Genomic DNA, 15,379 nt, shown 5'->3' with positions numbered 1-15,379 from the left:
GCCGGGTTAGGCTCATTGGGGAAAAAATGCCGAAAAAACGGCGTAATGGGCGATAATCGAAGGAGCGTCTGGGAGAATCGGCGGGTTTTAGGTCCTGGAAGTCATCTCCAACAGAGCCGATTTGGTGCGGGAAGCAAAAATATTTTTCGATTTTTTTTCATTTCCCTCCTCGGTAAACGGGGTCAACGCAGAAATTTCACTCACGGTTCTTTCCTTCCTCCACGCGAAGTGGAAGCATCTTGGTTCGCGACCGGTCCAAGCTGGTCCGGGAGCCCCCCTACCTCACATGCCTCGAGGATATCTGTACACTGCGACCCGAGGAAGTGCCGATGGAAGACACACCTACATCAGGCAGGTCCGTGTGTAACCAGCTCCTCGACCCAGGACATTCCCGCCATGTATTCCTCTCATCGTCGGGATCGAGAGCACATTTCGTGCTGCCGACCCGCTATCCCTCGATCCACAATCCGCTTGTCAGCGGCGTACTCCCTCCGTACTTCAGGCGCCGACCCGGAACATTCCAGCCATCAACCCGGAACATTCCAGCCATCAACCCGGAACACCTCAGCCGTCGACCCGGAACACCGTTGACGATGGAACGGAACACCACCAATGGTGGAACAGTACACCTATGGTAGTGGAACAGAACACCAATGACGGTGTCCCGTAGCTTCGCGACCGTGTCCCGGAACACCATTGACGGTGTCCCGGCACACCGAAGTTGGCGCCCCGGGTGCTGCGACGATGTCCCGGAACACCTTTGTCGTGGTCCCGGAACACTGTTGCCGGTGGAACGGAACACCTGCGCCGGTGTCCCGCAACACCTTTACTGGTGGAACAGTACACCGTTGCCGGTGGAACAGAACACCAATGCCGGTGTCCCGTGGCATCGCGACCGTGTCCCGATACACCATTGACGGTGTCCCGTGGCTTCACGACCGTGTCTCGGCACACCATTGACGGTATCCCGGAACATTATTGATGGGGCTCCGGCCGGTATTTTCACTAATAATTGCACAATACGGGCTAAAAGCGGGAAAAACTGCAGAACGCACTATACCAGAACCATGCTCCCAGCCGCAGGGTCCGGCAGTGTTTCTGTTGTTGTCCGGCAATGCCCCTTTGTAACAACGCTACCGGACGCCGATTTTTCTACCTATGCCATGTTTTTCGAATAGTGTTGCAATTTATGTGAAATATTCGCAGTATTCGATGTGTTATTTGATAGTTGAGGAGTAGTGGCGTGCTGATCGAATTCAAAGTTGAGAATTTCCGCTCCATTCGCGAACAGCAGATTTTTAGTCTTGTGGCAGTGAACAGCGATACGTCAATCCCCGAGAATACCATACGTCCCGAACTGCCCGGAATCAGGAAGCTCCGCTTCCTGAAGGCCGCCGCACTGTACGGCGCAAATGCCGCCGGAAAAAGCAATATTCTTGAGGCGTTATTTTTCCTCAAAGACTTTGCAGTACGCGTGGCATTCGATCGCGCACAGGGAATCGGGACCGGTACGCAACCTTTCAAACTGCATACGGATTGGGTGCAACGGCCCAGCCGATTCGAAATAACATTCTCGAACGCGGGCATCCGATATGTGTACGGTCTTGCACTCACATCGGAACGCGTGGTAGAGGAGTACCTTGACGCCTATCCAAAGGGTCAGGCGCAGTACTGGTTCCGACGGCACTATGATGCTGATTCCGGTGTCATGACGTGGAGCAACTCCGACACACACTTCAGAGGCACACGAGAACTGATGGAAAAAACGCGCGACAACGTTTCGTTCCTATCGGTTGCCGCATTTTTTAACACCGAGAAGTTGTTGCCTGTATACACGTGGTTCAAGGAAGGCCTGCAGTTCATGGCTCTGGGTGCGGATTCATTATCCGATCCGTCAACAACTCTCACGTTGTATCAGGACGAGAAGTATAAGTCCCGGATTGTGCGACTTCTCAGTACTGCCGACACTGGGATAGTCGCAATGCGTGTGAATGTGAGGCCTGTTGATAATAACTCCAACGAGGGGAGGAGAATCATTTCAAGGGTGGCTGAGCAGGAAAATTTCTCCAGTGTTGTAAAAGCGGCAGTGCAGGAAATCATAATCGAATGCGGACACAGAGCGGCGGAGGACGGCTTCGTATCACTTTCAATGCCCGGCGAAGAATCCGACGGGACAGTCCGCTACTTCTCGCTTCTGGGGCCATTACTTCAAGCCATCGAGCAAGGGCGTTTGCTTATTATCGATGAACTGGATACGAGTTTGCATCCGTTGCTCGTGCGCGAAGTCCTGCGAATGGCGCAGTCCGAGGCGGTCAACAACACCGGCGCGCAATTAGTTTTCACAACACATAACCCACTGCTCCTGGATCTCACACTGCTGAGAAGGGATCAGATCTGGTTTGCTGAGAAAAACAGCGAAGGTGCAACCTCACTGTATCCGCTTACCGACTTCAAGCCCCGAAAAGACGAGGCGCTGACACGCGGATATCTCGTCGGCCGTTACGGTGGCATTCCCTTCATCCCGGAGGGACTGCGGCCGTGAGTGCGGCAAGGCGAGCGCAGAATGCCAACAAAGGTCTGCAACGAAGAAAAGCGCTGAGAGAGGCGAAACCTGCTTTCTTGATCGTCACTGAGGGAGAGAAGACGGAACCCAATTACTTCGTCGCACTTCGGCGCTTCCTCCGTATCCCGCGTGACCTGGTGCGAACCGAACATCCATCCGCCTCGGATCCAGTATCATTGCTGAATGCTGCAAAAAAGTTACGCGATGAGGCGCGGCGAACCGCACAGAGGCAAGAAGGAATTCACATTGATTTTGTGTGGCTTGTGTTTGATCGCGAGGGTCCGGGGAACGCGCGGACACAACAGGCCGCCACAGTTCGGGAGAAAGTTTCGGGTTCAGACATATCCATCGCTGAATCTGTCCCCTCATTCGAATTCTGGCTACTCCTTCACCACACCTATACAACACGCCAGTTCCATGATGCAAACGAGGTGGTGACTGAACTCAAGAAAAGCTGGCCCACATACACGAAAGACAGCACGCCTGATGAGGCCTTACTGCAGGCGATCCCAGATGCAGTTCAACGAGCAGCGGCGTGTCGGCAACATCACAAGAACGCAGGTGGAGACGGAAATCCGTCGACCGATGTGGATTTGCTGGTGCTCGAGATGAACGAGTCGGCCGCACACGACGCGAAGATCACACTGTAAAACTTTCCATAGGAGCACCTCCCATGAAACACCTCCGTTCGTATGTCTCTCTCGCTGGATTGTTCATTACGGTTCTGCTGAGCTGCGGACTGCTGCCCGGCTGCGGCGATGATAATCCCACGGATGCGCCGGGGACGGGCGACTATTTCCCGTTCTCGCGGAACTATGTGTGGACCTTCCGTACCAATATCTTCGCGGGGAGAGGTGTACCGGATACGACCTTCGAAATGAAAATCGATACGGCCACACATTACAACGGCCCAAAGAGTGTGTTCTGCTGGTGGTACTTTATCCGCTTCCCGGCCGTCTCCTCGAAGTGGTCGCACTTCTTCACGCTGCTCGACAGCGCAAACACGATTTATACCTGGGGCGATTACCCCTCCACAAGCACGCCCCCGACACCGCCGGGCTCCCTCGGGTGGAAACACCGCTATTCATCTTCCGAAGGCACACGGGAAACGATCACGATACAGGGAAAAACCTACGACGCCATCCGTGTCGATGCGGTCGGCGAGCAGAATGTGAAGATATCGTGGTGGTTCGCCGACGGGATCGGCCTCATCCGCGAATACAGCGATCGCGGAGGAAGCATCTTCACCGACGACTATTACGGCGATCCTGTGGAGATGAAGACGGAACTGGTTTCGTACACCAAGTAACGGCTGCCGCCCGCTTGGCGGGTGTGTACACTATCCTCGGAGCACGCGGGAAAACACAAAACCCTGTTTCCTGTTGCCCTCTCTTCACCTGAATGATTGGAGACGGCCCGGGCCGCGTGTGTGCCTCAGCCGCCAAACATTCGTACCACGGCCATCGTCGCCGAGAGGACAATGCCGTTCACACTGATGCGCACAAATCGCTTACCGAGTGTGAGTTTCCTGAATCCATCGCCTATCACCGCATACATAATAACGCTCAGTAAGTATGCGCTCCCCATATGCTTCTCGGATTCCGCAGCCGGGAGTACCTGCAGGACTAGCATGTAGGCCAACCAGTTGCCGAGAACGAGCAGCAGCAGGTCTACGAACCTGTAGATTATCTCACGCGTGGGAATGTACTGAAGTGTTGTGTCATGTGTCATTGCCACACTCCTCTGTGATGTAACACGCACCCTGTACCGGGCTCATCCGGCAGACCTTTCAAAAGTACGGCGAGACAGGTGCAGGCACAAGCGTCGCGTTACAGAAAAACAGGCACGGCTGCGTATGCAACCGTGCCTGCAGAGTCTTCGTGAGATGATGCCGTTCTATCGGGTACCGACCGGCATAGGACGTCCGTTCGTGCGGACTCCCTGCGCGATACTCACCGTCCCGCGGATGTTCGCCTCAGGATTCTTGATGCGATGTCCCGTGGCCTTCTCCCAGTGATTGATAATGGTGAGGAGGTCGGTCATGATGTTCTGTTCTGGAGTCGCAGGCGTGGGGACGGGAGGAATCAGACTCGAGATGATTGTTGTTATTCTGCTTGTATCATCCAGGATTCCACCTTCCTCCACTATCCTGAGTATGTTGGCTGTGGGGCCTGCCAATTCGAACAGGTCCTGCGTCTTGCCATGTGCCGGTATTCCGACCTTTATCCCAATTTTTCTCAACCGCTCGCCAATCGTACTCGATTGGCAGTTCAGAAATTGAACCACGGGAGTGTCATCGGAGATAATATACGTGAACCACGTTGTAATCAGCACAGCATTAAATTCTTCGCGCGACAGGTTCAAATCTGCATACGTATTGCCGCTCGTGGAGCCTCGGCGCGCTTGGAGCATTTCTTGGAGGTCCCGCGCCATCGAGGTGAGAGAATCGATATCGGTCGTGTTGACTCCGACGGCATTCCGAGCGTTGATGTATGCCTGCCAGACTTCAGAGATATATTTCTCGAACAGCACGATGAACTGTTGGTTCCCTGCCTTGGCCTTCTCATACGGTAACATGCTTCCACTTGGTGAATTGATATCACCGAAGGAAAGATCCATGCCAAACAGGCGCCAATAGGCATTTCGCCTAACCGCATCAAAGCTAGGTCTGAGCTTGCTCCTGACGTTCGCAACGCGTAACACGTCATTTCTGAAGAAAAGCTGCTCGGAAGTGTGTATCCAGTTGAAGACCTGGGAGTTTTCCGCAATCCCAAATTCCTCATCACGGAGATAGCGTTCGATAAACCGCTCGAAGATCTGCAGAATTCTTGTATTCTCTGCCAAGTACGCGTATATCAGGTGATATGTGCTCGACCGCACAAATCCGGTGTAACGATTCTGACCCGGTCCGACCCCCACATTCCACGGTTGGCGCCCATTGGAATCGTAGTGCACTTGGTCGTCGATATCAAACCAGTGCTGGCGGATGATTTCATCATAATCGTCCGGGTTCCGATGGGAACAGAAGTCCATTTTCTCATTCAGTCCATAACTGTACACCGGATCCAAGGTTGACCCTACCATTGTAGGATTACCGGGCACCGGTAGCATTGGAAGATTCAGAGGGGCATGCGATCCCACATAGATCAGATTATCGAGAATATCCATGGTTGTTCTCAGCTTCTGGTTTTAGGAAAATGAAGTTCAGTGCCGCTTTCTTGGGGGTGTATAGCCAGTTTTGGGTTTCGCCGGTCTGATTGTAATAACTCCTCTTCGTGCGGCGCCACTTATGACCTCTTGAACCGGACGCGGATCGGATTTGCTTTCATCGATCAATTTTTTCAGCTCACTCATTATCTCCTTATAACGGAGCTGTATAATCTGATCCTGATCTACAATATCATCCTTACGGCCCTTCTTTTGTGTCGAGTCGCGTCCTGGAAAGTCCATTAAATGTTTCAGAAGATCAATAATGCTCTTGCCAACTTGATTCGATTCATCCGCGACCCGGTTAAGATTCGCGATGGCAGTAGTAACATCAATTTTGGGATTGACGAGCACTGACTCCTGCAGCTTGTATCTTGAGAGGAGCTTAGAATAATCTGTGACGTGCTGTTTCAATTTATCCAAAAGGTCTATGTCGGAGTGTGGACATTCCTCCGGCATCCGCTTTACTTGATCCAGCAAGCTTTGATAATCGAGTACCATGATTTGCTCCTTGCGATATTCAGAACTGTTCTAGTTCACTTCCACTGCAAATCCCAGCCGTGTCATCCACGCGGCCTGGGTTGTATACTGCGCCGCGATGTCGCCTTCACCCAGTGCGATCTTGTATCCGTTCAGCGCCAGGAGTTTGATACACTCCTTCCACACCCACGCGTGCGAGGTGAAGAGTGATGGACCGGCTATGTACTCGAGCTTCTGCAGTGCGGCGGGTGAAACGGCTGCAGGATCTAGCAGCGCGGCGAGGGACCGCCCGTGAAAGGCCCTGTACGAATTCTGCAGTACGATGCGCACCACATCCGGGAGCAGGGGAATACACTTGCGAATCAAACCGACGGAAGGGAAGCCGACGAGTTCGAGATCGTAATCGTTCCTGAATGCAATGTCCATCTCGTCCCACGGACCGCTTCCGTAGAACTGTCTGCACATGGCCGTGCCGAGAAGCACACGGATGTAACTGATGGGATGGGGATCGTGTACACGGTAGGCGAACACCGACTGCGGCGGGCCGCTCACCACGTCGTGTAACGCCGCCACCGCCGCGTAGCCCGTGTGGACAAAGGCGAAGGCGTCGGCTGCGATTTCACTGCTCCACGACGCAAAGGCACTCGCCACAACCGGATCGCGCGACAATCCAGCGGCGAGGGCGCGCGCAAGTTCGTCGTTCCAGTCGAGCGTGTGCGCTACCTGATGCCCGGTTTCGTGAATGATGGCGGTGGGGCGGAACAGGTTGTGCTGTGTCACCTTGATGGCCGCGACGGAGCTGACATTGCCGTCCCACAGGCGCAGGCCGGCCTTCAGGATCGACGCACCCACACCCTTATCGATGTATGTAAGAACAGTCGGTGTGGACCGCCCGAGGGGTTGCAGCACCTGCTGCATGCTGCGGACACAGAGGATGTCGCAGGCGCGCAGCAGCGCGGCGACGCTGGCGGTGGTGCGCGAGTTCACGGCGTCGGTGTAGAAATGAATCGTCTCCTCGGCCTTCAGATACACGTCGCGCAGCAGCGTGACCTCGCGCTTCACACGGCGCAGTGCTGCGTCGTCGGATGCACTGTCAAGATCGCGAGAGACACGCTGCGCGGACTCGAGCACGGTGTCGATACTCCTCTGCAGGGACGCCCGCAGCAGCACGCCCATCTGATGGTCGATGCCATGCCACGCCGTGCCCGACGCAAGGTGTTCGAGCGACGCGAGGCGTGAGGCCGCCTGCCGCCAGTGTATCACCTGTCTGCGGAGCGAGGTCCGGACGGACCGCGATGTCCTGAGCTGCGTGGGCATGGGTGGTCGTGTCAGTCGAAATGTTTGCCGGCGGAAATCTTCACTTCGGGTGCAGGCAGACTCGGCAGCACCAGGTCCGCAATATTGCCGACCGAGAGACGGCCCTTGATTGCGTTGATGATCGCGCTGATGGCCGCCATTCCCGGCACGTTGAACCAGATGATCTTGACGGTGACGCCGTCCATGGGTGATGCCTGTGCCGCGAGGAATTCCTTCTCGCGCGCCTTGAAGTAGTTTAGCACCGCATTGTAGGCGGCATCGGCGATGACGGTGACAAGTTTCTCGACGAGTTTCTGCAGGAGCTCCTTGCCCGCGTTGAGCGCAAGTCCGCCCACCGCCGAACCGATCGACGCAAGCGAGAACTGGTCCTGTGTCACGGTGTAATTCTCGAGGTACATCTCGGGCATCGTCTCGTGTATGATTTTCACCTTGCTGCCTACATTCTTGATCAACAGATTCTGCAGCACGGTTCGGATGCTGTAACGGATGCTGATGAACGCTCCGGCATAGTCCTTCGCGTTCAACTTCTCGGCCACTGTCAGGGCGTCCTGCTCGCTGAAATAGTAGTTGAAGCGGATTTCGGAGCGGACAAAGTTGATGACTCCCTGCACATCGCTCGAGTTGGGCACGCGCGGCGCCAATCCACCCGTGTGCGGCTGTGACGGCACACCCTTGCCGGCACCGGCTGCTGTTGCCCGGGCGCCTTGCGGCCGTGTGGCGACAGGCACCACGCGCAGTTTCGCTCCCGCGATTTCGAGGAAATAGAAACGTTGTCCCACGGCGATGCGATGCCGCACGGTGGTGAAGGGCACACGGAAATCGCGCCCGAGCCGGGGCTCGCGCAGCAGAGCGGTGGCCGCTTGCACGGTGAGCGGATGCAACTGCCGGTAGGCAAATCGTCCGGAGCCGCGCAGGCCCGGCACCTTTTCGAACTTCGCGATGTGATACAGCTTGGTGCCCGGTATGGCCTCGTAGATATGCACGCGCGCCTGTACCGGCTTCGCGGGATCCATGCCGAGTTTGTCGCGCAGATAGTGCGAGAGCGGCAGGCCGCGGAATGTGCGCAGAGTGGAGGTGATGCGGTGATCCAGTGTCACATCGAACACGCGCGCGTATTTCTTGTAGCAGTGTTTGTGTCCGTACCGCGGCATCATGACCCACGCACCGTTGTCCTGCGTGAGCCGCTTGTGCGCCTTGAGGTGCTGCTGCGGGAAGTTGTTGGCCGCCGCCTGCTCGAAGGCCTCGAGTGTCTCGGCCGTGAGCGCCTCCTGGTCGTTCAGCGTCTCCTCGCTCAGCATGCCGAGATTCTGTATTGTCTCCTGCACGGTGTTCGCGATGGCCTCATACGCGAGGTCGCTGCGGTTGCGTTCGGCCGTTTCGAAACCGATGGCCGACATACCGACATCGATGATGCTTGCAGCGAGCGGCTTGGCCACCTGTTCGGGTACATACTTCGCGACGAGTTTCGCGAGAAGACCCGCGAGGAAATTGATGACCTTCTGCCTGCCGATGATGTTCAGCGCAATCTTGATGACCGGCTGCAGGGCCATGATGGCCGCAGGGATGAATCGTTCGATTGCAGGCGCGGGACTCTGCCCGGGCTGAAGTTCCTGTAGTTCGCTGATGAATCGCTGCCGCGCAGCGTCGAGTGCGGGAATGCCTGCTTCGGCGGCGGGATCCTCGCGCTGCATCGTGTCGATGGAGGATTCATACTCCATGACAAAATCCTCCGCCTCCGCCTCGCCCGGTGCGAAGAGCAGGTTCGCCATCTGCACATCGAACTCGGCCTGCAGCGATTCGAGTTGGGCGGCGGCCGGAATTTCGTCCTCAGTCTCCTTTGCAGCCATGCCCGCCATGTTGAGCAGCTTGCCCGCGAGCGTTCGCGCATAGGGTTGCAGATTGGCGGGGAGTTTGCCGATGGCAAATTTCAGCACCTTGTCGAGAAGAGGCTTGATAAGCCCCTTCAGCTTGTTGAGAATCATGCCGATGGGCAGAATTTTCCCGACAGCCGCAACGCCCTTTTTGGCCAGATCGATGCCTTTCTTGACAACGGATTTGACCTTTTTCAATATGCCGCCGAAGAACTGCTCCTGCGCGGGCGAGAGTGTGCTCTCCCATTCATATGTTTCGAAGAAATTCTCGATTTCCGCATCGGTCAGATCCTCGAAGTTGTTCCCCGAGAACTGACTCGACGCACGGTCGAACATGCGGTTCGATTCCTGGAGCAGAGCCTCGAAGTACTGATGCGCCTCCTGGGTCGCGTACGGGACGAAGCGGTCGCCCATCGCGGTCTCGTTCGAGACCTTGCTCGACCACGTGTCTTCCAACTCCTGGGCCATTTCGTAGAGCTGTTCCTCGAACTCCTCGCTCTGCAGCTCCCCGAGCAGATTCACGATCTCGCCCGCGACAGGTGATACCGTCATCTGTCCCACGAGCGGCGCCTCGAAGGTCATGGCAAAAGGACTCTCGTATTCCGGGGAGTACTGATCGGTATGATAGTGCTCCGCTTCGGCAGACTGATCCGCCTCGCGCATGGTTGTGTCCGCGAAAGGCGTTTCGTATTCCGCAAGAACGCTGGTGTAGCCGTCGAATGATTGCCTATCCATGTCTGTTGCCCAGTGGTTCGTTCAGGAAGTATTGTCGTTCGCAACATAGAATCCTGTCGCATTGTATATCAATCCCCCGAAAGGGGGATTTATCATTGGCAATAGGCATGCGTATCTGTTATTTATCGAAGAAGGTCTGATGATAATACGAAACGAGAGCGGCGGTATTACGTGCGCCGGTTTTTGCCAGGATGTTCTTTCGATGTGACTTTACTGTTTCATAGCTGATAAATAGTGTATCGGCTATCTCCTGATTGGTCAGACCGTTCATTATGTGTCCGAGCACCTCAATTTCTCTGAGGCTGAGCTTGTGGGGATGCACCGTTCCCGGACGCTCCAGTTTACTGCGTATGATATCCTCCGCGGCCTCCGCGTCTGTAACTTCGATGTTCAGGTCGAGATGTAACGCCGTCCCCAGAAAGCGCACTGCGGCGAGTACGTCCTGCAGTCGACGGAGCAAAACATCCTCGTTCTCCTGCGACCACTCGTCCGCCGAGAAAAATTCGATGACCTGCCCTCGCAGCAGGTCATCGGTACGCATACGTATGGAAAGAGTAAGCGGCATACTTCCCGGGGCTGCACGCATACAGTCACCCGGTGCCTTTCGGGAAAAAGTATATATATATCAGTGATCGCGCGGTGCGTCACACACCGCTGACAACGCGAGCGAAGGTGCGCTATTCCATTCGGGGTTTGTTGTAGAATGAGAGGACCGGTATATCGACGACGAGTCCCAGACTCACGCGCAACGCGTGGTCGGTGCGATATTCGTTTGCGAGAGAGGTGACTTTGTGCAGCGGTGGACTCACCTGGATGCCTGCATGTACCGAGATGGGCAGGGATGGTATGCCGTACGAGAGGAAGAGTCCGGGCGACACGATATCCCTCAGTTGCACGGTGGGGATGGATTGTGTGGTGTCGTCGCCGAAGCGGTATGCCGTCACGGCGCCGAGATCGATTAGCGAGACAAACAGGCTGAAAGATCCGGCCCTGCAGCTTGTGCTGAAAGAAAGACCGGCGGGAGCTGTGATGCCCCAGGTGTTGAATTTCCCGGCTGTTTCTGTTTTCGGGCGCCATTCCATGCCGGTGAAAGGACCGAGATACGCATTCAACGATACATCGAAGAGCGCATGTCGCTTCATCGAAGCGCTGCCGGGCGGCAACGCTGCCGCTTCAATGGCGCGTTGTACATCGTCGGAGTTTTTCGCCTCGGCGACCGCAGCCATGAATGTACCGTACTGCATCAGAAAGGACTGAATGCACCGCGATTTTTTCAAGGTGTCCTGTACCTGCTCTGGATCCGTCGGATCGAGGGTGAAGGCGGTAGTATACAGCGAATGGAGGTGGAGTATGGCCGCACCGTAGCTGCCCCGGTCAATCGCTTGGGCGAGCTGTACTGCATCCCGGAGATACGTAATGAAGGCGGCGTATTCTTTAGGAATGATCCCGCCCGTGCGTTGCTTCAGGATGGGGAGTGAGAACATTTTCTCGGAGTATTCAAGGAGGTTGACCACGGAACCGGAGAGAGCGAGGTATGCGTTCAACTTCACCGTGCGCGAATCCGTATCCGAGCTCCTCTCCACATTATTCTCGACTGCGCGGACAATTTCTCCCATTCCCCGTAGATACTCGATCCATGTTTCCGCGGCGGTGCTTGTTCGTGCCGCGTCTTCCAAAAGACGCTGCATTGTTTCGCCCTGTGCAAACCGTATCCCGTCCGACCTTTGCCAGACAAGTCCGAGGTATATTTTGAACGCAGTGCGGTCCTTCAGTAGTCGATTCAATTCACTCCGCTCGATCCAATACTCCGTGCCGCCGCTGCCGCGCATGGATTCCGACAGGACCTGCATTGTTCGGACACCGGCAGCAATGTCCTGATTCTCGACATCGGACAAATTCGAAACATCGAACTTTTCCAGAATGATGGCTGGATGCGTTTTTGAATGAAATCCAGCCCCGAGTTCAAGCGCCGTGAGGAGAACTGCGCGCAAGCCCCGGTGCTGCTGGAAGAATTCATCGTAGCGTGGATCACGAACAACAAGAGGAAGTCGATCGATCAGTGTGGAGAGATCCGATACAAAAGATTCGCGCAGGACGTTCAGGTACGCACTAAAGAGATACACGTTCTGTCCGATACTTCTCAGCGCCTCGTGCGTGCGCGGAAACAATGTGCGTGCATCCTTGTACGCGGGATCTTCGAGCAGATCTACAAAACGTTCAAAGAATGCGGTGCTTAATTCCTGCCTGGTTCGCTCCACAAGAAACTTCGCGAAGCCGTCGGCAAATTGCGTGACGTCGACAGAACCGAGACCGGACGCAAGCGACCTGCCGCCGGAGGCGAAGGAGGTTTGTGAATCCGATTCGCCGACAAAGTCCGGGAAGAACGACCGAATTGGCTGGTTCGTGTCGTATTTCATGTATTGCCGAACAACACTTTCGACCGACTTTTGCGACTTCGGATCAGGGAGATAGCGGTTCAGTTTGTCCCAGCACTCCTTCCAGTCATCGCTTTTCTCACCACCCGGATCGTTGACGATAAATTTCCCATCACTCCCCACAAGGTGCGCAGAGAGAAATAGCGCATCCTGTGCGGCGTGTTGCGCGCGGATGCATAATGGGAGCAAGAGAACAAAGCCAAGCGTGATCGACAGTCGTTGTATCATCAATGTACCTTCTCGATTTTAAATGAGCCGTGAGAGCGCGGCCGTCGGCTGTATGAGCCCGTGGCCTGTGGATGTATCGGTGCCGGGTGTTGCAAGGTCAAGGCAACTGGATAGCAGGGCTTGTTGGCAGCGAGCGGCACGATCGACCCGTCCCGTTGCGGAGGACACAGCGGACAAAAGAAGGGCGAGCACACCGGCGGCATACGCAGTAGCCATGCTCGTGCCACTCATCGTGGTAGTGCCTTGACCCAAGGCGGTGGAGATGATCTCCGAGCCAGGCGCGAGCAACTGCACTGCTGGACTTTCAGCGGACATGGTATCCTTCAGTAGGTGCCGATCCACCGATCCGACTCCGAGGCACCCTGGATACGAGGCCGGATATACCGCGTTGATAAAAGCGCCGCTGTTGCCTATTGCGGTGAGTATGGGCACGCCCGCGGCTATCACATCTGTGCAGGCCTGGCGGACGAGTGCGTTATCACTGGGAGTCGACAAACTGAGCGAGATGAGGTCTGCGCCCGAGTCCACTACCCAGTATAATGCATCCGCGAGTATCTGAAAGTTGCTGCCTGTTCCGCCCTTTCTCCTCATGATTTTCCCAATGAGTAACTCACATCCAGGCGCCACACCGAGCACACTTTGTACACCTCGCCCAGCGATGATACCGGCGCAATGGGTTCCATGCCCATCCTCGTCCGCGCCATCGCCGGATGTGTCGATGAAATCGCGCACTGCAGTTGCAGGCAGTGCGTCTTGCAGATCCGGGTGCGCGCGGTTGATTCCGCTATCGAGTATTGCAACGCGAATACCCGCACCACGGACGCCTCTCTCCCAGATGGAACTGATGCCAAAATCCCGCAACCACCAAGGCAACGCCGGGCTACCCGGAGGAACCTGCGTATCCACACCTCCGCCCCAGATCCAGAGATCTGATTCGGCTAGTTGATACCAACGACTGACGCCCTGCACCAATTCGCCGTGGTCGGTCATGCCCGCGAACGCGAGAGTTTCCCCTTTCGGCACAACACGGACAACAGGGGCGCGCAGATTCGGCGCACCGCGTCGTAGCCGCATGGTTGTCGTTGTGCGAAGCGTGCCCTGCGCGTGCTCGACAGAGGCCGCAGGCACGGCACCGAGGCGTGCACCGGCGATAAGAATCAATCGCTCCAGATCCACCTTGGTCCCTGGACAACTTTTGACCGAATAGATTTCCCTGTGCCCGATGATATGCGCCCGGTCGACAGGGATGTTCCATCGCGTACAGATATCGGCGACAAGCGCAGCGCTGGCCTCGTACATTGCATCGGTCCACTCCGAGTCTGCAGACCCCTCGTGCTCTATGCCGATGGTGTAGAAATTGGGATTGACATAGCCGCCACCGGGTGCCGGGTGCAGTCCGCCCCATGTTGGTCCGTGAACACGCCCCGCATGCCACGCCGTGTCGGCTTCCTGGACATAGCGGTGCACTGTGCCAGTGCGTCCGATGCCATAGTGTGCCGAAACTTTCGACTGAGGATTTCGGAACCAGGCATCGGTTCCAGGGAGCGTACCGGCCATAATGTGTATAACAACGGCTTCCGGCCTGTAGCCGCTGCGGGCGCGAGTGTAATGCGGGCTGGGAATGTCGATAATGGACATGGCTACCCCCGTGCTGCTATCGAATCGTCGAGTGCCTCGTCGTGCACAACTGGAGGGGTATCGCAGCTGCCGGCGGTTCGATTCAGAGTTTTATTCTCACCCAATTTCAACGCGGCATAGGTGCCTGAACTCAATCCGAGCAGGATAAGCACATTGTCGTCGAGGACGGGGAATACCGCTGTGGGGTCGGCGTTCCCAGCGAGGTGATAATGCACTTTCAGTAGGAACCAGATCCCGATCGCAACATTAAAAACAAGAGACTGGAAGCGGTGTATACTTACCCCGTCACCATCGGATAGAATATCGAGCAGAAACGAATCCCGTTCACAATCCTGACTGCGATTCCTCGTCTCCTTCGTAATGTCAGAGATATCGATGACACGTGCGGTGACAGTTGTTGCCGAGCTGATTCCTAGCAGAATGAGGGTGGACGAGTGAAGTGTGGGGATGCCCACGTCGCTGCCACTAAAAAAATCCACGAGTGCGCCAATAAAACCAGCCAGGACGATACTCGACCACCAGGCCAGCTGCACGCGGGAATAGCTGTGCGGCCGTTTCACCGCAGTGCTCGTATCCCGAAGAAGATTATACCGAAGATCCAGCACTATCACTACAGCGAGAAGAAGCAGGAGCGAAATCCAATACACAACAACAGAATACATCTGACCCTCCGGTTGTGATATCGCGAATAATGTGAACAGTTCCTCTCCCTTTTTGGAACTGTGAAGGTGCGACCATAGCCATAATGGGCTTGTGATGTACGAATATGGGTGGACCTTCACGTCTCCGCAATACGTGTCACCACGTACATACAATTACCCGTGTGGTAGCTGGGTAGCTGGGTAGCTGGGTAGCTGGGTAGATGGTAGATGGATCTGCTGGATGTGTGTGAGGAGGCAGGAGGA

12 protein-coding genes are annotated in these 15,379 nt (G+C 55.7%); 3 read left to right on the top strand and 9 right to left on the bottom strand.

Annotation, left to right across the window (positions count from 1 at the left end; genetic code table 11):
* Window positions 1–1,243 precede the first annotated feature (1,243 nt).
* From HY962_08250 to HY962_08240, 3 genes are read left to right on the top strand one after another with little or no spacing between them, the layout of a single operon-like run.
* The gene (locus tag HY962_08250) at window positions 1,244–2,542 is read left to right on the top strand and encodes an ATP-binding protein (protein ID MBI5646911.1); all 1,299 of its coding nucleotides are present in this window, start codon (window positions 1,244–1,246) and stop codon (window positions 2,540–2,542) included.
* A complete protein-coding gene (locus HY962_08245) occupies window positions 2,539–3,213 on the top strand; it encodes an RloB domain-containing protein (protein ID MBI5646910.1) in 675 nt (224 codons plus the stop codon). The genes HY962_08250 and HY962_08245 overlap by 4 nt, the downstream gene beginning before the upstream one ends.
* A gap of 23 nt (window positions 3,214–3,236) precedes the next feature.
* Entirely contained in the window at window positions 3,237–3,872 is a 636-nt protein-coding gene (locus tag HY962_08240) for a hypothetical protein (GenBank protein ID MBI5646909.1), read from the top strand.
* Window positions 3,873–3,997: 125 nt separating this feature from the next.
* Here the strand turns inward: HY962_08240 and HY962_08235 are convergent, their stop codons facing one another.
* The 9 genes from HY962_08235 to HY962_08195 form a co-directional block, all read right to left on the bottom strand.
* Window positions 3,998–4,294: a hypothetical protein gene (locus tag HY962_08235; protein ID MBI5646908.1), complete on the bottom strand. Its 297-nt coding sequence runs from the start codon at window positions 4,292–4,294 to the stop codon at window positions 3,998–4,000.
* 165 nt (window positions 4,295–4,459) lie between these two features.
* Complete coding sequence (locus HY962_08230) at window positions 4,460–5,731, bottom strand: hypothetical protein (protein ID MBI5646907.1); 1,272 nt, start codon at window positions 5,729–5,731, stop codon at window positions 4,460–4,462.
* A gap of 36 nt (window positions 5,732–5,767) precedes the next feature.
* Window positions 5,768–6,271, bottom strand: a complete 504-nt coding sequence (locus HY962_08225; GenBank protein ID MBI5646906.1) for a hypothetical protein — start codon at window positions 6,269–6,271, stop codon at window positions 5,768–5,770.
* 30 nt (window positions 6,272–6,301) lie between these two features.
* Window positions 6,302–7,567, bottom strand: coding sequence for a hypothetical protein (locus HY962_08220; GenBank protein MBI5646905.1), 1,266 nt, complete (start codon window positions 7,565–7,567; stop codon window positions 6,302–6,304).
* Window positions 7,568–7,578: 11 nt separating this feature from the next.
* On the bottom strand, window positions 7,579–10,173 hold the full coding sequence (locus HY962_08215; GenBank protein MBI5646904.1) for a hypothetical protein: 2,595 nt from the start codon (window positions 10,171–10,173) through the stop codon (window positions 7,579–7,581).
* A gap of 118 nt (window positions 10,174–10,291) precedes the next feature.
* On the bottom strand, window positions 10,292–10,759 hold the full coding sequence (locus tag HY962_08210) for a helix-turn-helix transcriptional regulator (protein ID MBI5646903.1): 468 nt from the start codon (window positions 10,757–10,759) through the stop codon (window positions 10,292–10,294).
* 91 nt (window positions 10,760–10,850) lie between these two features.
* A complete protein-coding gene (locus HY962_08205) occupies window positions 10,851–12,836 on the bottom strand; it encodes a hypothetical protein (protein MBI5646902.1) in 1,986 nt (661 codons plus the stop codon).
* Between the two features lie 18 nt (window positions 12,837–12,854).
* A complete protein-coding gene (locus tag HY962_08200) occupies window positions 12,855–14,474 on the bottom strand; it encodes a S8 family serine peptidase (protein ID MBI5646901.1) in 1,620 nt (539 codons plus the stop codon).
* 2 nt (window positions 14,475–14,476) lie between these two features.
* Window positions 14,477–15,136 (bottom strand): hypothetical protein, encoded by a 660-nt coding sequence (locus HY962_08195; GenBank protein ID MBI5646900.1) that lies wholly within the window; start codon window positions 15,134–15,136, stop codon window positions 14,477–14,479.
* Window positions 15,137–15,379 lie beyond the last annotated feature (243 nt).

It is taken from the genome of Ignavibacteriota bacterium (genome assembly GCA_016218045.1).
GTDB lineage: Bacteria > Bacteroidota > Ignavibacteria > SZUA-365 > SZUA-365 > JACRFB01.
Note: the sequence above shows the minus strand (reverse complement) of the source record. Positions and strands in the feature narration are given on the sequence as shown.